Origin of the sequence: Peribacillus deserti (assembly GCF_016909175.1) — a bacterium.
Classification (GTDB): Bacteria; Bacillota; Bacilli; order Bacillales; family DSM-1321; genus Paraperibacillus; species Paraperibacillus deserti.
In genome coordinates, this window is sequence record NZ_JAFBFI010000011.1 from 26,852 (window position 1) to 50,583 (window position 23,732).

The 23,732-nt window shown below is 42.0% G+C and carries 23 protein-coding genes and 1 pseudogene; 5 read left to right on the forward strand and 19 right to left on the reverse strand.

Annotated features, from left to right (window positions below; translation table 11 throughout):
- Positions 1-15: 15 nt before the first annotated feature.
- Positions 16-309: a hypothetical protein gene (locus tag JOC77_RS12655; RefSeq protein WP_204543908.1), complete on the forward strand. Its 294-nt coding sequence runs from the start codon at positions 16-18 to the stop codon at positions 307-309.
- A gap of 21 nt (positions 310-330) precedes the next feature.
- Here JOC77_RS12655 and JOC77_RS12660 read toward each other — a convergent pair whose 3' ends face one another.
- From JOC77_RS12660 to JOC77_RS12675, 4 genes are all read right to left on the reverse strand, one after another.
- A complete protein-coding gene (locus JOC77_RS12660; protein ID WP_204543909.1) occupies positions 331-666 on the reverse strand; it encodes a YolD-like family protein in 336 nt (111 codons plus the stop codon).
- Between the two features lie 23 nt (positions 667-689).
- On the reverse strand, positions 690-1,949 hold the full coding sequence (locus JOC77_RS12665; protein WP_204543910.1) for a Y-family DNA polymerase: 1,260 nt from the start codon (positions 1,947-1,949) through the stop codon (positions 690-692).
- Between the two features lie 319 nt (positions 1,950-2,268).
- The gene (locus JOC77_RS12670) at positions 2,269-2,631 is read right to left on the reverse strand and encodes a hypothetical protein (RefSeq protein ID WP_204543911.1); all 363 of its coding nucleotides are present in this window, start codon (positions 2,629-2,631) and stop codon (positions 2,269-2,271) included.
- A gap of 53 nt (positions 2,632-2,684) precedes the next feature.
- Positions 2,685-3,524: a PP2C family serine/threonine-protein phosphatase gene (locus JOC77_RS12675; RefSeq protein ID WP_204543912.1), complete on the reverse strand. Its 840-nt coding sequence runs from the start codon at positions 3,522-3,524 to the stop codon at positions 2,685-2,687.
- A gap of 345 nt (positions 3,525-3,869) precedes the next feature.
- On the opposite strand from JOC77_RS12675, the gene JOC77_RS12680 reads away from it, so the two are divergent.
- Entirely contained in the window at positions 3,870-4,115 is a 246-nt protein-coding gene (locus tag JOC77_RS12680) for a hypothetical protein (RefSeq protein WP_204543913.1), read from the forward strand.
- A gap of 328 nt (positions 4,116-4,443) precedes the next feature.
- On the opposite strand, the gene JOC77_RS12685 is transcribed toward JOC77_RS12680, so the two are convergent.
- Together JOC77_RS12685 and JOC77_RS12690 are read right to left on the reverse strand one after the other, a co-directional pair.
- Complete coding sequence (locus JOC77_RS12685) at positions 4,444-5,238, reverse strand: SDR family NAD(P)-dependent oxidoreductase (protein ID WP_204543914.1); 795 nt, start codon at positions 5,236-5,238, stop codon at positions 4,444-4,446.
- A 5-nt stretch (positions 5,239-5,243) separates the two neighbouring features.
- Entirely contained in the window at positions 5,244-6,221 is a 978-nt protein-coding gene (locus JOC77_RS12690; protein ID WP_204543915.1) for an MBL fold metallo-hydrolase, read from the reverse strand.
- A gap of 618 nt (positions 6,222-6,839) precedes the next feature.
- Here JOC77_RS12690 and proC point away from each other — a divergent pair.
- The gene (gene proC / locus JOC77_RS12695; RefSeq protein WP_204543916.1) at positions 6,840-7,688 is read left to right on the forward strand and encodes a pyrroline-5-carboxylate reductase; all 849 of its coding nucleotides are present in this window, start codon (positions 6,840-6,842) and stop codon (positions 7,686-7,688) included.
- A gap of 77 nt (positions 7,689-7,765) precedes the next feature.
- Here the strand turns inward: proC and JOC77_RS12700 are convergent, their stop codons facing one another.
- Together JOC77_RS12700 and rnz are read right to left on the reverse strand one after the other, a co-directional pair.
- The gene (locus tag JOC77_RS12700) at positions 7,766-8,323 is read right to left on the reverse strand and encodes a histidine phosphatase family protein (RefSeq protein ID WP_204543917.1); all 558 of its coding nucleotides are present in this window, start codon (positions 8,321-8,323) and stop codon (positions 7,766-7,768) included.
- The gene (gene rnz / locus JOC77_RS12705) at positions 8,316-9,263 is read right to left on the reverse strand and encodes a ribonuclease Z (RefSeq protein ID WP_204543918.1); all 948 of its coding nucleotides are present in this window, start codon (positions 9,261-9,263) and stop codon (positions 8,316-8,318) included. Before rnz ends, JOC77_RS12700 begins: the two co-directional genes overlap by 8 nt.
- Before the next feature lie 287 nt (positions 9,264-9,550).
- On the opposite strand from rnz, the gene zwf reads away from it, so the two are divergent.
- A complete protein-coding gene (gene zwf / locus JOC77_RS12710; RefSeq protein WP_239558747.1) occupies positions 9,551-11,020 on the forward strand; it encodes a glucose-6-phosphate dehydrogenase in 1,470 nt (489 codons plus the stop codon).
- Positions 11,021-11,592: 572 nt separating this feature from the next.
- Here zwf and JOC77_RS12715 read toward each other — a convergent pair.
- The 10 genes and pseudogenes from JOC77_RS12715 to mce all read right to left on the reverse strand — a co-directional run bounded on the left by JOC77_RS12715 (position 11,593) and on the right by mce (position 22,873).
- Positions 11,593-11,940 (reverse strand): hypothetical protein, encoded by a 348-nt coding sequence (locus JOC77_RS12715; RefSeq protein ID WP_204543920.1) that lies wholly within the window; start codon positions 11,938-11,940, stop codon positions 11,593-11,595.
- 513 nt (positions 11,941-12,453) lie between these two features.
- Complete coding sequence (locus tag JOC77_RS12720) at positions 12,454-12,612, reverse strand: hypothetical protein (protein ID WP_204543921.1); 159 nt, start codon at positions 12,610-12,612, stop codon at positions 12,454-12,456.
- Between the two features lie 117 nt (positions 12,613-12,729).
- Positions 12,730-15,099: pseudogene (locus tag JOC77_RS12725) on the reverse strand (penicillin acylase family protein).
- Between the two features lie 112 nt (positions 15,100-15,211).
- Positions 15,212-16,021, reverse strand: coding sequence for a YitT family protein (locus tag JOC77_RS12730; RefSeq protein ID WP_204543922.1), 810 nt, complete (start codon positions 16,019-16,021; stop codon positions 15,212-15,214).
- A gap of 162 nt (positions 16,022-16,183) precedes the next feature.
- Complete coding sequence (gndA, locus tag JOC77_RS12735) at positions 16,184-17,596, reverse strand: NADP-dependent phosphogluconate dehydrogenase (RefSeq protein WP_204544022.1); 1,413 nt, start codon at positions 17,594-17,596, stop codon at positions 16,184-16,186.
- 224 nt (positions 17,597-17,820) lie between these two features.
- Positions 17,821-19,077 (reverse strand): DNA polymerase IV, encoded by a 1,257-nt coding sequence (locus tag JOC77_RS12740; RefSeq protein ID WP_204543923.1) that lies wholly within the window; start codon positions 19,075-19,077, stop codon positions 17,821-17,823.
- A gap of 77 nt (positions 19,078-19,154) precedes the next feature.
- Positions 19,155-19,628: a chemotaxis protein CheW gene (locus tag JOC77_RS12745; protein WP_204543924.1), complete on the reverse strand. Its 474-nt coding sequence runs from the start codon at positions 19,626-19,628 to the stop codon at positions 19,155-19,157.
- A 78-nt stretch (positions 19,629-19,706) separates the two neighbouring features.
- Complete coding sequence (locus JOC77_RS12750) at positions 19,707-20,828, reverse strand: tripeptidase T (RefSeq protein WP_204543925.1); 1,122 nt, start codon at positions 20,826-20,828, stop codon at positions 19,707-19,709.
- Between the two features lie 78 nt (positions 20,829-20,906).
- On the reverse strand, positions 20,907-22,454 hold the full coding sequence (locus JOC77_RS12755) for an acyl-CoA carboxylase subunit beta (RefSeq protein ID WP_204543926.1): 1,548 nt from the start codon (positions 22,452-22,454) through the stop codon (positions 20,907-20,909).
- The gene (mce, locus tag JOC77_RS12760) at positions 22,454-22,873 is read right to left on the reverse strand and encodes a methylmalonyl-CoA epimerase (protein ID WP_204543927.1); all 420 of its coding nucleotides are present in this window, start codon (positions 22,871-22,873) and stop codon (positions 22,454-22,456) included. Before mce ends, JOC77_RS12755 begins: the two co-directional genes overlap by 1 nt.
- A 181-nt stretch (positions 22,874-23,054) precedes the next feature.
- Between mce and prli42 the strand changes: the two genes are divergently transcribed.
- A complete protein-coding gene (gene prli42, locus JOC77_RS21620) occupies positions 23,055-23,150 on the forward strand; it encodes a stressosome-associated protein Prli42 (protein ID WP_204543928.1) in 96 nt (31 codons plus the stop codon).
- Between the two features lie 78 nt (positions 23,151-23,228).
- Here prli42 and JOC77_RS12770 read toward each other — a convergent pair whose 3' ends face one another.
- Complete coding sequence (locus JOC77_RS12770; protein WP_204544023.1) at positions 23,229-23,702, reverse strand: L,D-transpeptidase; 474 nt, start codon at positions 23,700-23,702, stop codon at positions 23,229-23,231.
- Positions 23,703-23,732 lie beyond the last annotated feature (30 nt).

The window sequence follows — 23,732 nt, forward strand, 5'->3', positions numbered from 1 at the left end:
AGGGGGCGTCTGACATTGAACTATAGAACCAGGAAGATTGTCTTTTATGCATTTACTCGTTCTGAAGTAAAGAGGTTTATTTTTGCCGAAGCAGTTTTTAGTCCTTTCATTTATACAGTCCTCCATAAGCTGTATGCCAATGATTTAATGGCCATATTAGGAAGCATGGCCAGCACTTCTCTTTTCAAGAAAAGTTCCCGGCTTCTGCAGCAGAAGACCAGCCGCGGGCAGCCTTCTTTTTCAATTCAGGAATTTCTCCATGCTGATAAAATTATCCGCCACCCTAACGGGGTACGGGCTGGCTCCTGAGGAGATGACCATTAGTGTCTTTTATTCATCCGCAAACTGGACATCAACAATTTCAGCCAGACGCAGATAGTGAGGATCGCTGAACCGATCGACCACATGCAGTTTTTTCTCCCAATCATTATAATAATGAATAGAGCCGATTAATAGGTTGTGGCGATGATTTGCATAGTAGGTAATGGTTACATCCTTCCCCTGCTCCATGGCTTCGCCGATAATACCATTCATATGTTCCATTTGCTGTTCGTCCGGCTCGATCTGATGTTCATATGTGTCCTCATGTGCCCAGTCCCGGAGCAGTTTAACATGTTCAGGCAGCATCATCGACGTCCATTTTATTCTTCCTCGATCGCGAATCATTGTATTTCCTCCCTGATTTTCATTTACGCCTTATGTCCGCCGAGAAGTTTACTTCGATACACAGCTGTACCTGCTTCAGTATAAGAAACCGCACGCAGGAGTGATTTCGACCCAAACTTCCTCCGGAGAGAATCCACCGTATATCCAAGCTCCCTTTTTTTCCAGCGGTTTGGATCAAACAGTGTCAGCTGCATTTCCTTATCGTCTACAATGTTGGAAAGTGCAATCGATATCTGCCTCACTGTTTTGCCGCTATAATTTTCTTTAAAAAGTTCAAGGCAGATTCGGTATAAATCCATTGTAATGTTGGTTGGCTCCTCAACGGTGCGGGACCGGTGAAATCCGCCGCCGAATTCGTCCTGGCTGTAGCCGACCCCAAAGCTTACCGTTCTCCCTGCTTTCCTGTGCGACCTCGCCCGTCTCGCAACCTCCTCGCACATTTCCAGAATCACGTGCTTGATTTCCTTCTCTTCCTTGTAATCCCTAAGAAGAATCTGGCTTTTTCCGAAGCTGATCTGCCCTTCCATAATAGGGGCCCCAATGTCGGATAAATCGATACCCCACGCGTGATAGTAAAGCTGATTTCCCATAATGCCGAACTTCGCTTCCAGCTTTTCCAGACTGTAATTCGCCAGCTGGCCTATTGTAAAAATGCCCATTGCATTCAAGTTTTTCTGCATGCGCCTTCCGATTCCCCACATTTCACTTAGCGGGGAAAGCGGCCATAGCTTTTGCTGCACATCTTCATACTTCCACTCGGCAATCCCTTTCTTCTTTGCTTCAATGTCCAGGCACAGCTTTGAAAGGAGCAGGTTCGGCCCTATCCCTATCGCGCATGGCAGCTGAAACTCCCGTTCAATTTCATCCTTAATTTTTTTAGCAATTGTATAAGCATCTCCCCACAGCGGCAAAGCCCCATCCACTTTTAAAAAACTTTCATCGACACTGTATGTATGAATGGCTTCCTTCGGAACATACCGGTGAAACAGCCGGGTAATTTCCGTTGAAATCCGCAGGTAGGTACCCATCTTCGGCTCAACCACTTGTATGCGAGGATCATTCGGAATTTCAAACATCCTGGAGCCTGTTTTAATTCCAAATTCCTCCTTCATTCTGGGGGACGCTGCGAGCACTACGCTCCCGGTACGATTAACATCGCCCACTACCGCAAGATGGCAAGTTAGTGGATCAAGGCCGAGCATGACGGCCGAGCAGCTCGCATAAAAGCTCTTCATATCTACGCACAATATAGAATGCTCAGGCAATGTGCTGTAATCGACCATGTCTTTTTCCTCCACTAAATACCAGAATATATGTTCGTAAGTTATTATACCCATAATCTTAAACGAATACACGTTCGTATTCAATGGAAATTTACTTGCAATTTTCAACAATAAGGGCTAACTGGTTAAAAAAACCAGTTCTTTAGAACTAGAAAACCCTCCTGCGGCAGGAGGGCTGGCGTTAATTATTTAATTCTAATTTTTACAGAGTCTTTGAGATACGCGGGGTAATCCTTCAATGGGATCGTAACAGAGCCGGGACCAGTTTTTCAGGGTCAGAGGGATAGGAAGGCTCAATGAACCCATCGCCCTAAGGCCCTCAATGCCGATTCCTTCCTTCGCCATATTCATACCGTCTGCGTTCAGACGCGGTGGTGGTGCCGATGACTCTATGTTTCATATGAAGTTTCAGAATAAATTCTTCTCCGGATGTTTCAACACCAGTAATTATGCCATCACGAGGTGCCTTTATTAATTTCCCCGTTTTTGGGTCGAACACAACATTGAGTCCGTTTTTATTTAGAACACGAACCTTATTGAATTGCAGAAACAATTTTTTTGGCTTTTTAAAGTAATTACTCTGGAGATAAATCCTATGCTCGTCATCATCGGGATAAGACCGCTGATACCATCTATAATTCCTGATCAGCGGCTGCGGCTCATATATAAGCTGAATGGGCACATTCATGACCATTTTTGTCTGATAAGGGGGAAATTAGACGAAAAAAGTCCGTTTCAACTTGAAACGGACTTCTTCTTAAACTGGTCGCTGGCGTAAGATGCCGCCTTATCGATGTCTACTATCCAGGAGACAATCGTGGAACTATCAGTGCCCTGGTTTTGATGGACCGTATTCAGGAGTTCCTGCATCCCTTCTTTTAGACTAGAATGCCGGGAAAAGGCTGCTTTTACAGACTTAGGATTCTGATAAGGTTTCCCCGGGCATTCAACCAGCCCATCTGTTGCTAATAGAATCTGGTTTACCCCCTTTCTCAGCTCTTTTCTTCCTGTTGAATAGCATGGTACTTCTAGTTCAAACGTGTTCACATAACCAACCCACTCATAGAAACTGCGCTGAATCAGCTCGTACTGGCCAAAGGCAGCCAGCTCTTCATGAAATAAATAGAGAAGATTATCACCAATAGAGAACCACCAGAGAAATTTACCTTTTCTCGCCGTTAAGAGGCAGTTTGTCTCTCCCTGGACTGCCCTGCAGGCCTGGAGGAGCTCAGGGTTCTGGAAGATTTCTAGAATGGTTGTTTCGAGTATGTTGAAGCATTTGCTAAGAGGCTGTGAGAGAGCATCAAAGATCAGCTCTTTTCTCTGCCACAGGGTCCTCAGAACGAGCTGAACACTTTCAGCAGAATTATGTCCATCCAGAATAGCTGAAAACTCCCAATCTCCTTCTGCACTGCACCAGACGAGACAGCCATCCTCATTCTTTCTGCCGCCGGCTACAGAATTGCCTCCATAGCGTCCGATCAGAATTCCTTCGTACTCTATTACATCAGGCTGGTCGAGGAACTGAGCCTCATTTCCAACCCATCTGAAGCTTTTGATTTGGATATCTGGCATTATTTTCACCTTCTCTTTCTTATAGCAAGACACAGCTAATTATGTCTGCCATACACCTCGGCCTTAGTGAGTGCGCTCATACATTCAGGGGCCAAGCAGGAACGGCTTATTTGCAGCTGGATACCAAGCCGGATTGATTCAACAGCCAGCGACTTCCCTAGCCGAATGTATGTGCTGGCAGCAGATGAATATAGAAGTTACGCTTGTATAGTTCAATTCTTTAATTTTTAAAATTATAAGCGAAAGCATGAAAAAATGGTATATTTTTCTTTTTTAATCATACTGTTTCATAACCGTTGTGCTTCATATGGTAAAATAATCCTTAATAAGTGAGAGGGGGAGGTCATGATTAGAGAAAGTTTCAGTATCCTATCAGTGATGTTTTTCGCCTTAACTCTGTTGTTTTGGTTTTATGGGGGCCGGATTTTTCATCTTAATGGACAACAGGGTACGAATATGATTCTGATGTTCTCAGGCATATCGCTTGTATTTGCTCTTGCAGGAAAAGGGAAATGGAGATTTGTAACGTTGGTAGGATTGCCTGTGATATTAATTACTATAATAGTCCTTGCCATCCTTATTTTTATGTGAAATTCTGTATAAATCTTTCAAAACCATAAAAATAAGCCTATTTCTTTAGCGAAATAGGCACCGAGCAATTTTTTGTCTGCAAGATAACTGTCCACATATAGCCTTCTAGCTGAATTTTGGAGATTTATGCTTGGCTTTAGCAAATTTATGCTTATGTTTTTGGATTTTATGATTATCTTTTTCTAGTTTACGCTTATCTTTTAGAGTTTTATGATTATCAATGCTTATTTGCAGAGATTAATGATTATCCCTAGGGGTTTATGCTTACCTTTGAGGCTTGTGCTCGGCTTTTTGAAACTACTAAAACTCTTATTCGTTCTGCTAAACATTATTTCTTAAAAATAAACTTCTTTCCCACTCGTTCAAAAGTTTTTGGAAAAAGTGAAAAAAAGATGCTGCCCAGATTCATCCATCCTGGGAGATTAATTTCCCGTTTTTTGGTAAGCATGGAGTTGACCACTTTTTCTGCGACAAAATCAGGCTTGAGCATGAAACGTTGAACGTTTTTGACATAGGTTCCTGATTCATCGGCAATCGCGAAAAAATTGGTAGCAATCGGCCCTGGATTAACGCTGGTAACAAATATACGATCATCAGCGAGTTCCAGGCGAAGACTGTTCGTGTAGCCTAATACCGCATGTTTCGTCGCTGAATAGATGCTCGATTTTGGTGAGGCAATCTTTCCTGCCTGAGAGGCAATGTTAATGATATGACCTGACTTCCGGACTTTCATATGAGGAAGTACCATTTTCGTACAGGCAGCGAGCCCCAGAACATTTACATCAAACATGGTTCTTGCTTCCTCTAGATCCGTTTCATGAGCGTCCTTGAATACTCCAAATCCAGCATTGTTTACAAGTATATCAATTCGTCCAACCTCGGAGAGCACCCTGGTAAAAACTTTTTCTACCTGCGGGAGATCACCAACATCGAGTTTGTACACATAGGCCTCGACACGATATCGGGTGATAATTTCCTGTCTCAGCTGTTTCAGTCTTTCCTCGCTCCTGGCAAGCAAAATAAGGTGTGCCCCTCTTTCCGCAGCCTTTAATGCGATTTCCCGGCCTATTCCACCGGAAGCTCCAGTGACCGCTACATATTTATCTCTTAAATGGTCCGACATTTATTTCACTCCTGGCCGCGATTATTCAATGTGTATATGATACCCGTATCCGTTTCTTCCAATCGAATTTCTTCTCGATCGAGCAGATAATCAAGCTGGCCGATAGTTTCAGAAAGAGTAAGGCCCGGTTCTTTCATGAATACCTTTGGAAACAATTTAGTACAGATTTCAAAGGCAGTGGACGGTTTAGTTTTTATCATTTCCTTTACATTCATAGCTCTCTCATGCTGACGGTTCAGGTTTCTGCTTATCAGTTCCTGAACATCGGTTATGTTCTCTCCGTGTCCTGGATATACAAGAGATATCGGAAGGTCATACAGTTCTTTTATAGACTGGTTATATTGAAGGAGAGATTTTGGCCTCTCTTCCCCTTTGACTAAAGGCGGTTCGAGCAAAGGGTTAGGAGAAATTTTGGCAAGCAGGTGGTCCCCCCCAATCATCCTTCCATCGCTTTCTCTATATAGAGAAATATGGCTCTGTGCATGGCCCAGTGTTTCAATGACCCGCCAGCCCGGATGCCCCGGAACCGCCTCGCCATCCTGCAAGCAGCTGCTAAGTACCCTGGCAGATGAGTATTTTAAGGAATGGCGCAGATACTTGATAAACCCGATAAATTCTGAAGGTACTCCAAGCGTTTTGGATAATGAATAAAAAAACTCATCATGCTCCTGCAGGAATTCCTCACTTAATGTAAGCCAGCGCTGGTTATTAGCATGCCCTATAAAAGGAAGATCAGGAGAGAGAAAATCAACCCCTCCTGCATGATCCGGATGATGGTGTGTGATTAAAACTTGTTCTATATCGCTAAGCTGATAGCCTTCCATTTTCAATCCTAATTCTAGTGCCTGCCGGGATTTTTCCGTTTTAGTTCCGGTATCCACCAGTGTTAAGACGTCACCTTTTAACAGATAGGCATGCACATCCCCAACTGCGAAAGGAGTAGGAAGTGTGAGTTTAATGATGTCACTTCTGAATTGAGACATAGTACGGTCTCCCTTAAAGTTATATTTATATAGATATAAGTATATTTTCATTTGTAAAAGAAAAAGTTAATATCATCAGTTTAACGTTTTGGACCAGACTTGTCATTATATTCCTATAACGTACATTTTATTTTTTAACTATTTAAAAAACTTTACATTGACATATAGCCTGTCTCTCGTGCATAATCACATTTAAATCTTACACATTGATCGGCAATGAATAAGACCAGTAAATGAAATACGGCAAAAGAGAGTGAAGCTCACCGGCTGAAAAGCTTCATGGTCCCCTTTTTCATTGAACCTACCTTATGAGCCTTTAGGAAAACCTATCGTTACATCCGACGTTACCGGATAAGAGTGCATCTAATCAGCTTAGAGCTGGCGAGATGAACAAGGGTGGTACCACGGAAGCAAACCTTTCGTCCTTTTTCCAGAGGATGAAAGGTTTTTTATTTTTATTAAAACTAAGAGGCCGAACCGAGGACCAGGGCTAAACCCTTAAAACATGTGCCGCGAACGCCAGCCGGGTGAGTGCCTTTGCTGGGATATTAGGTCAGGGGTGTTTGTTATTAAGTCTAAAGCGAGGCTGTCCGTTCTGCTAAAAAAGGAGGATTTATTATGAATAAGCTTGCATTTATTGGCGGGGGTTCTATGGCTGAAGCAATTATTTCAGGAATAACAGCGAAGGGCATTTTAAATCCTCCGCACATTTATGTGATTAACAAAAGTGATCGAGATCGACTGGAATTTTTACAGAAGGAATTTGGCATCACCCCAGCCCGGCGGATGGAGGAGCTTCTGACGCAGGCAGACATAGCCGTCCTTGCCGTAAAACCAAAGGATGTAATATCGGCTTTGTCAGCAGCGAAGGATTGTATTACGGACAACATGCTGATTATTTCAGTCGCTGCCGGAGTATCTATGGCCTGTATCGAGAAAATTATAGGCAGAAAAACGGCTATTATAAGGGCCATGCCAAATACATCGGCGGCTATTGGAAAATCGGCTACAGCGATAGCTGTGAATGAACTAGTAAGCGAACAGCAGCTCTCAGCTGTGATGAATATATTTCAATCCATAGGCCTAGTGGCTATTGTGGAGGAACAGCAGCTAGATGCAGTAACAGGCCTTTCAGGCAGTGGACCAGCTTATATCTATTATCTTGCAGAGGCCATGATGAAATCGGCACAAGAGATTGGACTGGAAGATCATACCGCTAAAGAGCTGACAATCCAAACGCTGATCGGAGCTGCTGAAATGCTGCAAACCAGCTCAAAGTCTCCACAGCTTTTGAGGAAGGAAGTAACAAGTCCGGGTGGAACAACTGAAGCTGGAATTAAAGTGCTGGATCAGCTGGGAGTTTATGATGCCGTCATCTCATGTATCAAGGAAGCATCCAGGCAGTCAAAGGAATTGGGAGAAAATTTGAGTGAACAGATTCATTCACAAAGCGCTAGGCTCGATTAATTTCGGCCATTGAATGGTTATTGCCCGCAGAAAAAAAGGGTAAGTAAAAACTTACCCCAAGCTCCCTGCTTCGTTATTTAGGTCTCTGCTGATTCACGCCAAATTCTTATGATTTCAGCCGAATCACCACTGATGCTAATTTCAAATATATCGGGATTGGTCATTTTCATTAGCTCGTCAAAGCCGTATCTTTTATCGAAATGGTGAAGCAGAAGCGTGCTTAGATTACCATGGCTCACAAGAATAATGGATTCGTCTTGGGAGACCAATATTTCGTCTAACAGCGATTGTATTCGGTTTAAGCCGGAACGGTTCGACTCACCGCCTTCTAATTTACTTTCCATATCTAAAAAGCTTGCCTTTAAAAGCTCCTGCCAATTTTCAAACATAGCTGAGCTAAGAACCCGTTCTGATAGGCGTTCGTCGATTTCTACCTGGATTCCTCTTTCCAGTGATAAAGGTTTTATCGTGTTAATCGCTCTAATAAACGGACTCGAGATAATACGGTCTACAGATCTAGAGGCAAAAAATTGAACCAGTTTTTCCGCCTGCCGGTTCCCGAGTTCTGTAAGAGGAGATTCAAAAGGCTGGCCCTGAGCCTTAGCATGGCGGACAAGATAAATTCTTTTATTCACTTTGCTTTCTCTCCTGCGGGTTTAACAGGATTTTCACCATCATTAAATCCTCCGCTATCATTGTACGGGGAAAAATTTCTTTTGCTTCTATTAAAAGCTGTTTAGCAGCCTCATTAGTATATCTTGAACTGATATGCGTCAGAATGAGATTTTGAGCTCCTGCTTTTTTTGCTGTAAAAGCCGCTTGTCTCGTTGTGGAGTGCCAGTAATCATGTGCCATCCTTTCTTCCTCAGCGGCAAAAGTAGCCTCGTGAACGAGATAGTCTGCATTTTTGGCCAGGATCGCTGCATTCTCACATAATCTCGTATCTCCAAGAATCGTGATAATCCGGCCTTTTTGGGGCTCGTCCAGATAATCAGCTCCGTTTAGGATCCGGCCGTCCTCCAAATGAACGGTCTCTCCCTGTTTAAGTTTTCGATAAAGGGGACCAGGTGAAATCCCATCTTCTCTCAGCTTTTCGGCTTTTAGCATACCCGGTCGGTCTTGTTCTGTTATTCGAAAGCCATATGTAGGCAGCGCATGCTCCAGCAGTTTTGCTTCAACCGTAAACTGATGATCTTCAAATACAATGCCTTCCTCTATTTCAATCACTTTTAAAGGATATTTCAGGTGAGTTTCGCTCATTCTAAGGCTAGTATGGATAAATTCTGAAATACCTTTAGGACCATAGATGATAAGCTCGCTTGTTCCGCCCTGGAAAGATCGGCTGCCTAGAAATCCAGGAAGACCAAAAATATGGTCACCATGCAAATGAGTAATAAATATTTTTTCTATTTTACGAGGTTTTACAGGTGTGCTAAGTATTTGGTGCTGAGTTGCTTCTCCGCAGTCAAACAGCCAGACAGCACCCCTTTCTTCTAAAAGCTGCAAAGCTATGCTTGTTACATTTCTTCCCTTTGCAGGAACTCCTGCTCCAGTGCCTAAAAAAACAAAATCCAAATCTGGTCCCCCTCAGTCCCTAAGTCTTACTTTTTATCTATTTTACTTTATATTTCGCTGCAATGAAAATTCGGCACAATAGGAAAGCACAAGATGTAAATGTGATTAAAAATGCCGATAAAAGAAGCATAAACGGTTCAGGCAGGAAAAAGAATAGAAAAGATAGGTTATAATATTTGATTAAAGGTAACACAATTATTAAAATTGTATAGGAGTTTTAAACCAAAGGTCTAATTAAAAGTGAGGTTCGCATTGTGACAGAAACTAATACACCGACAGCATTAATTATGATATTCGGCGCAACCGGAGACTTAGCACATAGAAAGCTCTTCCCTTCCTTGTACCGTTTATATAAAAAAGGAAGATTAACTGACCGTTTTGCCGTTTTAGGAGTAGCGCGAAGATCTTTAACTCTTGAAGAGTTCCAGGAATCAGTTAGGAAATCCATTGTCGAATTCACCGGTGAACAGGATGGACTTGACGAATTTGCATCCCATTTTTATTACCAATCGCATGATGTAACTGATTCTAGTTCATACATACAATTGAGAGAGCTAGCAAACAAGCTCGATGAACATTACGGACTTGAAGGCAACCGTTTGTTTTACCTTGCAATGGCCCCGGAATTTTTCGGAACAATTGGAGACCATTTAAAATTAGACGGGTTAACTGACACTGCAGGATACAAGAGACTGGTAATCGAAAAACCTTTTGGGCATGATTTTGAATCAGCTCAGGAACTAAACAACCGATTAAGACAAGCTTTTTCTGAAGAAGAAATATACCGTATTGATCATTACCTTGGTAAAGCGATGGTTCAGAATATCCAGGTAATCCGTTTTGCGAATGCCCTATTTGAACCGCTTTGGAATAATAGATACATTTCAAATATCCAGGTTACTTCAAGTGAAACACTTGGAGTGGAAGAAAGGGGACGCTATTACGAAAAAAGCGGCGCCCTAAGAGATATGGTCCAAAATCACATGCTCCAGATGGTTGCCTTGCTTGCAATGGAACCCCCAATTAAGCTAAACACAGAGGAAATCCGCAGTGAAAAAGTCCGTGCACTAAGATCTCTGCGCCCTATGAGCCAGGATGAAGTGAACCAATATTTCGTCCGTGGACAATACGACGAAGGAACAATTAACGGCGAAAGCGTTCCAGGATACCGCACCGAACCAATGGTAGATCCGGAATCAAACACAGAAACCTATGTCGCTGGGAAGCTTGTAATAGACAACTTCCGCTGGGCCGGAGTTCCCTTCTATATCAGAACCGGAAAAAGACTGGGTTCCAAGTCAACGAAGATCGTTGTTCAATTTAAAGACATCCCGATGAATCTGTATTACAATACGGATGAAAAACTGACACCAAATCTTCTGGTTATCCATATACAGCCGGAAGAAGGAGTTACCCTTCACCTCAACGCCAAGAAGTCAGGCTCAGGAATGAAAACAACTCCAGTAAGACTCAGCACGGCAAGCAAAAGCATTGACCGTATGAACACTCCTGAAGCATATGAAAAACTTTTATATGACAGCATGAGAGGCGATGCAACCAACTTCACCCACTGGGATGAAGTAGCCCTTTCCTGGAAATTCGTCGACGCCATCTCGGCAGTCTGGGAAAACACAAAAGAAACCACCTTCCCTAACTATGCCGCGGGAAGCGACGGCCCCCAAGTAGCCGACCAGCTCCTAGAAAAAGACGGCTTCGAATGGTGGCCAGTAGAAAACCTGGAAATTGATAATTGTTAAAAGAAATGCGTGCCGCGACAAGCATAAGACAGGCGGTAGCGAAAGGCCGCTTTTGCCTTTTGATAGCGAATGTCTTATGACTCGAGGGCAGCAGCTTGCAGCTGGACAACAAGAAAAGCGGAGAACGGTGCTTTTCTAAATAAGACTGTGTTAGAGAGCTAGGCTGATTGCCTAGCTTTTTTTGTCTTTTCACTATTTTATGAAAAGCAGACACCTGAAAGGCATAAGAAAAGCGGCAGCGAAAGGCCGCTCTTGCCTTTTGATGGAAGCTGGCTTTGCCTGTCAGACCTCTTAGAATAATTGAGAACGAGTTAGGTATCAAAAATCAAAACTACCTCTAATAGGTAAAACCAGCATTAGCTTTTTTATATAAAAAACTCGAAAATATTATCCGCCGTAATAATATTAATGATTCGTTAACTGTCTTTTAGTTAGGCAATGTTAAAGTTATTGGTTGATTTTGAACATAAAAATGAGCTAGGAAATGTATCTCCAAGCTCATTGTATTTTCCTATCCGCTTTTTACTATATTTCCATTAGTGAAGTAAGAAGTATAGTTTTAACTTTCCTTCTTAACAAAGAATGGTCTTGAAAAAGACCTTACTATTAATTGTCCCACTAAAAAAACAACTGCAACAAAGATTACTGCCAACATCTCTACCTGCTGGCTTAAACCAACCACCGTCGTTAGGAATTAAATACATAGCCAAAAACATTGATAATAACCCCGTTATAACATTAACCAAAATAACGTAACGAATTCTAATTTGACCAGATAAAAGGCCAATTATAATAACAAAGATTACAGAACCTAAATATAGAAAAGATGCTTCTTCACGCTTAATGTGTTGTCCATATTCAAAAAAGTGAAACAAGAATGGAGCAGGTATTAAAGTAAGTATTAACCACGAGGTCTTCATGTCGTCCTGCTTTTGACATATATAATTAATTTAACCTTAACATTTAATAATTTCATTTTGTGATTTTCAGGAAGTAATATCCAACTCTACTTCGGCGTTAGTTAAAATAGGGCCCTTCACAATATCATGCTTATTCATAAGTATCCAATTGAGCTAACCCATTTATTATTTTATGATAAATCCAACCTTTTCACTTTAACGTAGCCTTTAATTAAATAGGATTATCTTTATGTCGTGAAATGAAAATTTGGGCGTTTTTTAAGTGGAGTTTTCAAATTTAAGAGCGTTTTTCAGACTTTAAGAGGAGTTTAAAATTTAGGAGAATATCCCCAGAGTTGCCCTATCAAATTTCACCATAACAGCCTTCATGAAAAGCAGATGCTATTAACATTTCGGCCTAGCTTCGTCCCTGAATCTTTAACATCCAAATAAAATTAAAGGCTTCGCTAAACAATTTCCCCGATAGAAACATTAAAATGCTTTCACACCCACAAAAAAACAGAGCAGCCCCATTCAATGCTTGCTCTGCACTTCACTTCTATATCTTCTTTCCGGCTCCGCAGCTCGGCTTTCAAGGGGTTTTTCCTCTTTGTTAAGCCAGCGGGAGACACCGGTTTCAAGGATAATGAATACACCCAGCAATACAACAGCTGTTACAAGCAGGCTTACCATTCTATCAACCCCTATTAACCGTATTACTTACTAATACCACTGTAAGTCTATTTTAGAAACCTGGAATTATAACAAAAAAGTGCATTCGTCTTAGAAAAGATGAATGCACTTTTACACTTATGGCTTTAGTAGGATCCGGTCTCCTGTTTGTTTGTTTAGACTTGTGGCATGGTATGTCCCATTTGCCCAATCATCCAACTGATCGTGGTACCATTCGCTTTTAATATGTCCGGATTGTCCGGGTCCTACAAGGTGGTACCCTTTGTTCAGATCGGCCGTATCTATGGCAAATCTCCAGGAGCCGCCGTGGTTGACCAGACCGGATTCGTCTGTTCCAGCGGCCTGTACCGTAACGCTGCTGCCTCCAACAGGAAGCGAGCCCTCCCTGTTAAATACATATTTTAATATGGAAATACTGGAGAGCGGATGGGTAAAGTTCACTTTATGATAATCTCCCCAGGCCTATTCCTCTTGATGGATTCCTTGAAGTTCTTCTATCTCAGAAAGAGTAAGCTTCAGGCATGTTTTTAAGTACTCGGATATGCCGCCTTGTTCTTTTATCCATACCCCCTCCTTGCCCCCAAGTGCGTTCCGCAGCAATGCATCCACAACTGACTTTCTTCCCTCAAAAAGTTCCATCATTTCTTCAGAAATCTGCCCTTCAAACATCTTGTTATTGATGTTATCCATCCAGAGGTTAAAGATAAGAGGAGCCGCCGAATCTTTATCATCTTTAAAATTCCATTTTTTAAGAATCGTAATGGCGTCTTTTTGTTTCTTACTCAATTTTTCTGTCTTCAGCTGCTCTAAAAATTGTGGGACAAACTCCTCCGCCTGCAGGTTCAGCTGATCCATCTGCAGATTTTGCATATCTTTGATTGACATGTTGTTTTTGGATTTTAGAAATTCCTGAATTCTCATTTGTCTATATGGCTGTGCCCACACATTTGAAATATGGTAAGGATAGTCATCACTGGTTACTTTATTATTGGCCGTGGATATAAAGCCTTCGGCCGGGTTAATCACTTTTGGAAGCTTATTAAAAGGAATAAATCCTTCCCATTCATATTCATCGGTCCAGCCCGGTACAGGCAGTAATGCATTCCCTTTCTTTCGGATGGGAATATTTCCATTTGCTTTATAGGCGATTGTTCCATCTCCAGAGGCAAATACGAAATTTTGGGCAGGCACCTGAAATTTTTCCAATGCTTTTTCGAACTCATCCCAATTCCCTGCTTTGTTCATTTGCAATATAGCTTCAAGCTCTACAGAAGGCTCTAAAGCAGTCCATTTCAGAGATAATTGTGTGTTTTCACCTGACTCTGCTGCAAACTCGGAGATAACGGGGCCGTGCGTTGTGATTGTGACCTTATAAGGAATGGTTTTGCCATCTTTAATTTTAATAGGTTCGTTGATTATAGCCGCCTGTTCCCATTTGCCATTATACAAAAACTTTTGTTTGTCTTTCGGATTTCTCTTTTCTATATACAAGTCTTGAACATCAGGCCCTGTGTTCGTTACACCCCATGCAATCCGGTCATTATGGCCCAGGATAATACCAGGAATTCCGGCGAAAATAACACCGCTTACATTTATATTTTTAGTTTTTAAATGCATCTGGTACCAGATCGATGGCGTAGCAAGAGAAAGATGCGGATCGTCCGCCAAAATGGGCTTTCCGGATTTGGTTTTACTCCCGGCAGCTACCCAGTTATTGCTTCCGTTCAGTTCATGCGGAATGACGGCAGCTGACAGTGTCTTTTCAATATTCATTTCATTCTTTGAGATGATGTATGGAGCGGCTTTTGGGTAAGAAGGAAACAAATCATAGGCTTTCTCTTTTGAAAACGTTTGGAGAAGATGCTGGCGGAAAGCCTGTCCCTGCCAGTGTCCTCCAAGATCAAAGGCCATATATTTACCTATTGTCAGTGAGTCAGCCGGACTCCAGTCCTCGGGTGTATACCCCGCCAGCTTAAACTCTACCGGCCATTTCCCACTTTTCCTCAGGCTGCCAATATATTGATTTACTCCTTCGGCATACCAAGTTAATACTTGTTTTGCGTCATCAGAATAAGCTGCCCAGGATTTTTCGGCAGCACGTCTAAGCCCTAAGGTACGAAAAAATTTATCACGGTCGAGGGTGGCGCTTCCTATCACTTCACTCAGAGTACCTGAAGCCTGCCTCCTGCTGAGATCCATTTGAAAAAGCCTGTCCTGAGCTTGTACAAAGCCTTGAGCCAGGTACAGATCATGCTCATTAGCAGCTGTCACATGCGGGACACCTGCTGAATCTCGGCTAACGGTCACAGATTTATTCAGACCCTTTACATGTAACTCTCCCTCGATCTGAGGCAGGGAGCGGCTGACATAATAATTTAAGAAAGCTAATGCGATCAGCAAAAGCGCTAAAATAACGGCCATCGATATGGCAAGCCGTTTTCCCCATCTTTTTTCTCTCTTTTTGCGTTTTTGAATGACTGCTTCCATACTTCTCCCCCTTCTTCTGTACTAATTCGTGAAACGATGGATATAACCTTCTGAATATAAAGAAAAAGACCTTTGCCATAGAAGCAAAGATCCTGAATAAACATATTTCTTATCAGCCCCTGTGAAAGGAGCCCATCACTTCTTTTGTTTCAGTCACATTCACAAATGCCTGTGGATCTGTTTCGCTGATAATCTGCTTCACATCTGTAAGCTGATATCTGGTGATAACGGTCATGAGTACCTTTTTACCTTCACCAGAGTAGGCCCCTTGGCCATCCATAAGAGTAACGCCGCGGTAAAGATTCTTTAGAAGCTTGTCTTTCATCTCAATACCTTGAGAGGTAACAATGGTTACGGTCAGCTTAATATGATTGGTATGAATGGCATCTATCACTTTTCCGGTTACAAAGATTCCTACCAGTGTATTAAGGGCAGCATCCCAGTTGAAAACAAAACCGGATGCGATGACAACCACGCCATTCATCGCTGAGATTAAGGCTCCCAGAGGAAAATCTTTCTTCCTCGTGAGAAGCATGGCAATTATATCGAAGCCGCCAGAAGAACCAGAGGCGCGGAAAATGATACCGATTCCGAGTCCCGTTAATGCCCCCCCAAATACGGAAGATAAAATAGGCTCGGAGGAGATAGGTTTCACAGGAATAATATATAGACTAACTGTCAGCACAATGACGGATATAATCGTATAGCTGATGAACTTCTTTCCTAATTTCATTACACCCAATATTAAAAGCGGAAGATTCAACAGAAAGTTAATGATACCTGTACCAAACGGAGTGATAATGCCAAGCATAATGGCAACTCCAGCTAACCCGCTGCTTAAAATTTCGTGTGGAATCAAAAATAAATTGTAAGCAAATCCAATAATGACAGATCCTAATATGATAAGAAAAATTCTAGACATTTCATCCTCCACTTCGAAACTAGGTTGTTAAGTTTTATTATAGTAGAGAATTAAAAAATCTATAAAATAAAAGTATTTTCTGAAATGTTCAAACTTAACCCCAAAAATCATTTTCACATAAATATAAAGGACTGAAACATTATAGTTCCAGTCCCCTTTTGTTTACTTCTCCATCCATTCAGTATGGAAAATTCCTTCTTTGTCTACACGCTCATAGGTGTGAGCTCCAAAATAGTCACGCTGTGCCTGAATCAGGTTCGCTGGAAGAGTTTCTGTGCGGTAGCTGTCAAAGTAAGCCAGCGCAGCAGAGAAGCAAGGTACAGGAATACCTTGCATTACAGCTGTTCCAATTACATCACGCAGTGCATCTTGGTAGCTTTCAGCAATTTCCTGGAAATATGGATCTAATAAAAGATTATTCAGGTTCGCTTCACGGTCATATGCTTCTTTGATTTTCTGAAGGAATTGTGCCCGGATGATACATCCTCCTCTAAAAATCATCGCGATCTCGCCATAGCGAAGGTCCCAGTTATACTCTTCAGAGGCAGCTTTCATTTGAGCAAACCCCTGAGCATATGAAACAATTTTGCTCATATACAGGGCTTTACGGATTGATTCAATAAAACTTTGCTTATCACCGGTAAACTCTTTCTTTTGCGGTCCTCTTAATATCTTGCTGGCTGCTGTGCGCTCATCTTTCAAGGCGGATATGAAACGGGCGAATACTGATTCCGTAATGATTGGCAATGGAACACCCAGGTCAAGGGCACTCTGGCTGGTCCATTTTCCAGTACCCTTCTGGCCTGCTTTGTCGAGAATTACATCTACCAGCGGCTTGCCTGTTTCATCATCATATTTCTTAAATACATCTGCCGTAATTTCAATCAGGTAGCTGTCCAGCTCGCCTTTATTCCATTCGGCAAATACTTCATGAAGTTCGTCAGCTGATAAGCCAAGAATATTTTTCAGCAGGAAGTATGATTCAGCAATCAGCTGCATATCGCCATACTCAATCCCATTGTGGACCATTTTTACATAATGCCCTGCTCCGTTCGGTCCAATATATGTACAGCATGGCTCACCGTTTACCTTAGCGGAAATTTCTTTCAAGATAGGTTCCACAAGGTCATAGGCTTCTCTTTGTCCTCCCGGCATGATGGAAGGTCCTTTTAGGGCTCCTTCTTCACCGCCTGAAACCCCGGTTCCGATGAAGTTGATGCCAAGCTCGCTCAGCTCCTTGTTGCGGCGCTGTGTATCGACAAAGAAGGTATTTCCTCCATCAATCACAATATCTCCTTTATTAAGAAGAGGCTTCAGCTGTTCAATGGTTGCATCGGTTGCAGCTCCGGCTTTAACCATTAATAAAATTTTCCGGGGCGACTCCAATGAATCAACAAATTCCTCAATACTATAGGAAGGGACTAAATTTTTACCTTCTGCTTCCTTCATTACTTCATCCGTTTTTTCTCTAGAGCGATTGAAGATGGAAACGGAATATCCTCTGCTCTCAATATTAAAAGCCAGGTTTTTCCCCATAACGGCCATGCCGATTACTCCGATTTGCTGCTTTGTCATCATATAACATCCCTTCTTGTGTATAAGTCTTTTTTCGTATAATAATGTTTTTTTGAGTTTACATCCGGATCTAAATCAGCCAAAATCCAAGATTCAATAAATGATTCTAGCAATCGTCAGTTAGTCTCTTTTATTTTACACATAAATCAGAGATTCAAACTGAGTTTCATGTAATAAAAGGATTTATCCCGTCGATTCGGTTTAAGAACGCCTGGGTAATTTTTTTAACGCTGACGGTCTAAAAAATCTTTGCTGAAGCTGGTTTCGGCTCCCATATTTGCACTGGTGCCACCGGTGTAATCCGTTCCTTTTTGCAAAGCCTTTTTCCCGTATTTGGCTTGAAGTTTTTCTATGGCCGAGAACAGCGGTTCTTTTTTTGCGTCCTGCTGATATGAAAAGATGTCAAGCTGCTTAAATGCTTCTTGTTTCTCTATCACCTCAAAGGCTGTTACACCGAGAAGCCGGACAGCATCTCCATTCCAATGAATTTTAAATAAAGCTTTTGCTTCTTCTGAAATGTTTTTGTGAGACGTTATCGGGTTTAAAAGGGTTTTGCTTCTTGTGATGGTCTTTCTATTTTTAAATCTTATAGTTATACCTATTTTTTGGCCCGCGAGATTTTTTCTTTTTAACCTGAAAGCTACTTTTTCAGATAATGTATGAATAACAGTCAGTAATTCTTTTTCGTTAGTTGAATCATAAGGAAGAGTAGTGGAGTTCCCGACACTTTTATGTTCATAAATTGAATCCGGGTCCACGCCTCTGTTATCTTCTCCGTTAGCCCTGTTTTTAAGTTTTAATCCGTTGATTCCCAGAGCATGCCTTAACTGCATCTCGTTCGCCTGAGACAGATCACCTATTGTCCTGACACCTATAGATTCCAATTTCTCCGCAGTTTTTTCTCCAATTCCGTGCATCTCAGTGACCCCGAGCGGCCATAGCTTGTCTGGAACATCTCTTTTGCGTAAAATAGTAATTCCCATCGGTTTCTTCATATCAGATGCTGTTTTTGCCAGAAATTTATTCGGGGCAATGCCTATACTGCATGGAAGATCCAGCGTCTGGAAAATTCTCTGCTGAATGCTCTTTGCAATTTCTATTGGAGAACCCATTTCATGGCACTCGGTAATATCCATATAGCCTTCATCAATCGAAACAGGCTCAACCAGGGAGGTATACTGTCTTAACAGATCAAACATAGCAACTGAAGCTGTTCTATATTTATCAAAGTCAGGACTTTTAACAATCAGCTGCGGGCATAGCTTTTTAGCTTCCCAAAGCGGCATGGTAGTTTTCACACCGAAACGCCTCGCCTCATAGCTGCAGGTTACGATGATTCCGCGCCGTTCTTCTACATTGCCGGCAATCGCAAGCGGTTTTCCCTTTAACGAGGAATCGTAGGCCATCTCTACTGAAGCATAAAAACTATTCATATCTACATGTAATATGACTCGTCCCTTTTTGGGGTACATTTCCTGCAAAAAACCACCTGCTTTCCGGAATGATAGACCTTATTATGTCCATTTCTTTAGGGATAAGGTCAAAACAGCTGTCCGGTTTATTTCATTTCATCCATATATGCTTTTAATTCCCTTATACCTTCTAACGAGTTCATTAATTGGTCAGGATTAATAATAGCTATAAGGCGGCTCTCGGGCAAGCTTGCCACACCGCTTATAAAGCTAGTTTTCTCGTAGGCTGCGAGGCCGATTTGTTTAATGCTCTCTTGTGGAATTTCCACTATTTCTTTCGCATCCCTTACAGCGAGCCCTGCTGTCAGCCCATCTATTTTAACTAATATCCATTTCATTTCAGCCGGATTTCCGGAGGCTTCGGATTGAAACAGGACATTCTCTAAATCTATTAAAGGAATCAATTCGCCGCGAATATCAGAAAGCCCAAGCACATAGGCAGGCATATGGGGAATTAACGTGATACCGCCCGGCTTCTCTATAGAATGGACATATTCAATCGGCAGTGCATATTCTTCCTTCCCTGCTAAAAAAACAACCGCTTTATCGCTCATAATCATATGCTTTCTCCTTAGAAAGTATTTTAAAAAAAGAAAAAGAAAAGAGAAAGTAATGATCTTTCTCTCTTCTGAATGATCTTATTCGCCCGCTGTTTCCTGAACAATCGCCACTACCATTTCGGCCAGCTTGCTCAGCTCTTCTACAGGAATTTTTTCATTTGTTGTATGAATCTCTTCATATCCGACAGCGAGGTTCACAGTAGGAATGCCGAAGCCCGCAATTACGTTCGCATCACTTCCGCCTCCGCTTTTTTGCAGCTCGGAAGGACGGCCAATTTTGCTGGCAGCCTTTTTGGCTACTTCTACCACATGGTCTCCATGGCCGAACTTAAAGCCTGGATACATCACTTCTATACTCACATCAGCACTTCCGCCCATTTCAGCAGCAGCCTCTTCAAAAGCAGACTTCATTTTTGCAGTCTGTGCTTCCATTTTTTCTGGAATTAATGATCTTGCTTCTGCAAGGATATCAACTCGGTCGGCAACAATATTTGTCTGAGTGCCTCCCGCAAAGCTTCCAATATTAGCCGTTGTTTCTTCATCAATTCTGCCTAAAGGCATTCTTGAAATGGCTTTTGAAGCAATTGTTATCGCTGAAACCCCTTTTTCCGGGGCAACACCAGCATGAGCCGTTTTGCCGTGGATAACAGCTGTAATTCTCGCTTGAGTAGGGGCAGCTACTACTATGTTACCAACCTTGCCGTCACTATCCAGTGCAAAACCGTACTTTGCGGTAACAAGGGAAGGATCCATAGCTTTCGCGCCAAGAAGCCCTGATTCTTCACCAACGGTAATGATAAATTGAATAGTGCCATGCGGGATATTATTTTCCTTTAGTACACGGATAGCTTCAAACATTGCAGCAAGACCAGCTTTATCATCTGCTCCAAGAATCGTAGTTCCGTCGGTCACTACATAGCCGTCTTTTACTGAAGGTTTAATCCCTCTGCCCGGTACAACTGTATCCATATGGGATGTGAAATAAATGGGATCTACTCCCTCTTTCGTACCCTCCAGAGTGCAGATTAAGTTTCCTGCCCCGTGACCTGTCTGAGCTGTTGTATCATCTTCAAAAACTTCTACACCTAATGCACTGAATTTCTCTGTTAATACTTTAGCGATTTCGGTCTCGAATTTTGTTTCAGAATCAACCTGGACCAGCTCCAGAAATTCATTTAATAATCGTTCCTGATTCACCATTAGGCTAACCTCCAATATGTAAGTTCATTGTATAGTATACCTGTAAAAGGATTTCAGGGGCAAATATCCTAATTCAGGCTACAAAGGGATATTTCCATGTTTTTTCTTTGGCCTGTCTTCCTGCTTGTTCTTCATCATCTCAAGGGATCTTATCAGCACCATTCTAGTGTCTCTCGGATCAATCACATCATCAACCATGCCCTGGCTTGCCGCAACATAAGGATTCGCAAATTTCTCTCTGTATTCCTCTATCTTTTTCATCCTGGTCTCTTCAGGATTTGGACTGTTTTGAATTTCCCTTGAAAAAATAACATTGGCTGCACCCTGCGGCCCCATGACTGCTATTTCGGCATTTGGCCAGGCATATACCAGATCTGCTCCTATTGATTTGCTGTTCAGCGCCACATAGGCCCCGCCATATGCTTTCCTTAAAATAACTGTAATCTTGGGAACAGTAGCTTCTGAATAGGCATACAGAATTTTTGCACCATGCCTAATAATTCCGCCATGCTCCTGCTTAATACCCGGGAAGAAGCCTGTCACATCTTCAAACGTAATAATCGGAATATTAAATGAATCGCAAAAACGTATGAATCTTGCTGCCTTATCAGAAGAATCAATGTCAAGTCCTCCTGCCATAAATTTAGGCTGATTACATACAAGACCAACAGCCTGGCCCTTTATGCGGGCAAGCCCAATGACAATATTTCTGGCAAAGTCTTTTTGCACTTCCATAAAAGAGTCCTTATCCATAAGTTCGTCAATGATTGTTCTAACATCATAGGGCCTGACTGCATCAAAAGGAATCTTATCCGTAATATCCGGCCGGTAATCATCTAGATCATCTGATTCGAGAGCAGGAGGCTGTTCATGATTATTAAGCGGAAGATACCCTAAAAGCTTTCGTACCATCAAGAGGACTTCCTCCTCGGTCTCACCGCCAAAATGCGCATTGCCGCTGATGCTGTTATGTACCTTTGCCCCTCCAAGATCTTCGGAGGTTATCTTTTCACCCGTTACTGTTTCAATTACTTTAGGACCCGTTATAAACATCTGGCTTGTTTTTTCAACCATGAAAACAAAATCAGTGATGGCAGGTGAATAAACAGCTCCTCCCGCACAAGGTCCCATTATCACAGAAATTTGAGGAATTACTCCTGAATAAATAGCGTTTCTATAAAAGATTTGTACATATCCATCCAAAGATACTACGCCTTCTTGTATCCTGGCTCCGCCGGAATCGTTCAATCCTATAAAAGGAGCTCCATTCTTTGCGGCCAGGTCCATTACATTGGCGATTTTTTTTGCGTGCATTTCTCCAAGGGCACCGCCAAAAACGGTAAAGTCCTGCGAAAATAAATATATGGGCCGACCATCAACCTTTCCATATCCAGTGACCACTCCGTCTCCGGGCCCTTTCATCTTATCCAGCCCAAAATCCCTGGATCGATGCTGAATAAAGGGATTCAACTCTACAAATGACCCTGAGTCAACAAGCAGATCGATTCTCTCCCTTGCAGTCAGCTTTCCCTTCTCATGCTGTTTAGCTGTCCGCTCATCTCCGCCGCCTAATTCTATCTCCCGCCTGCGGTCGTATAATTCATTGATTTTTTCGTAGATGTCCATTAACCCTTATCCCCCTCGAAATCTCTTTCACACAACTCATACAAGACGCCCCCAGTGGATTTGGGATGCATAAAAGCAATGCTTGCACCGTGTGCACCAATTCTTGGCTGATTGTCAATCATATTAATTCCTTTTATATGTAATTCTGCTATTCTATCTTCAATATTATGGACACTTAAAGCTATATGATGGATTCCTTCACCTTTTTTGTCGATAAATCGTGAAATGGGACTTGTGTCTGAAGTCCCTTCAAGCAATTCCAGACGGGTATTTCCAGCAAGAAGGAAAGCAACCTTCACCTGCTGGCTTTCCACTTCCTCTATTCCCTCAAGCTTTAGGCCAAGCACCTGTTGATAAAAAGGAAGTGATTCTTTTATAGATTTTACGGCTATACCAATATGGTTAATGTCTTGAATCATATATACCTCCACTAAAGACAGCACTTTCATTTTTAAAAATGAAAACGCTTTTTGTCGAACTTTACTAAATATTCTATATTAATTTACGATTTCCTGCATCCTTCAGGCATTATTAAACGGTTGTCATATACTATCATTCACGATAAAATAGAGAGAGAATTTCCTTAGGGAGAGATGGTTTATGCGAAGAAAGAAGTTACAGAAATTAGTAGTGTATCTCATGCTTATAACCATGCTTGTTACTACATTGCTAGCAGGAATAACGCTTGTTTTATGATTAATACGCAATAATCATTCTTACATGCTTCAGCGACATAACAAAGGCCGGATCAGATAATTCTGACCCGGCCTTTTACTATTTTATGGCTTTGTATTGTTTGGCTATCTGCAGAAAACTTTTGGTTGAATTAACAACTAGAATCTGTGTTCCAAGTGGGACTTTCTCATATAATTGTTCGACATCTTTGTTTGTTAATCTGATGCAACCCTGCGAAACGCTAGTGCCAATAAGTCCTGGCCTGTTGGTGCCGTGAACTCCGTAAATGCGGCCGTCTGTGCCTTTTGCATTAAAGCCGATCCATCTAGATCCAAGCGGATTTCTCGGATCGCCTCCAGGGATATTTTTTTTGCGGTAATATGGATTTTTTGCTTTTACTGTGACTTTAAACAACCCTTCTGGTGTCAGTTCCTCGGTTTTTCCTGTTGCCGCTTTATAGACTTTTTGTATCTTATTGTCTTGGACAAGGGCAAGCTGATGAACCTTTTTATTTACAATGATAAAAGGCAGGTCCGGAGCCGGAGGAGCAGCGGGCATAATAAAAGACATCATGAAGGCAAAGGTTAAAATAAGGAGCTTCAC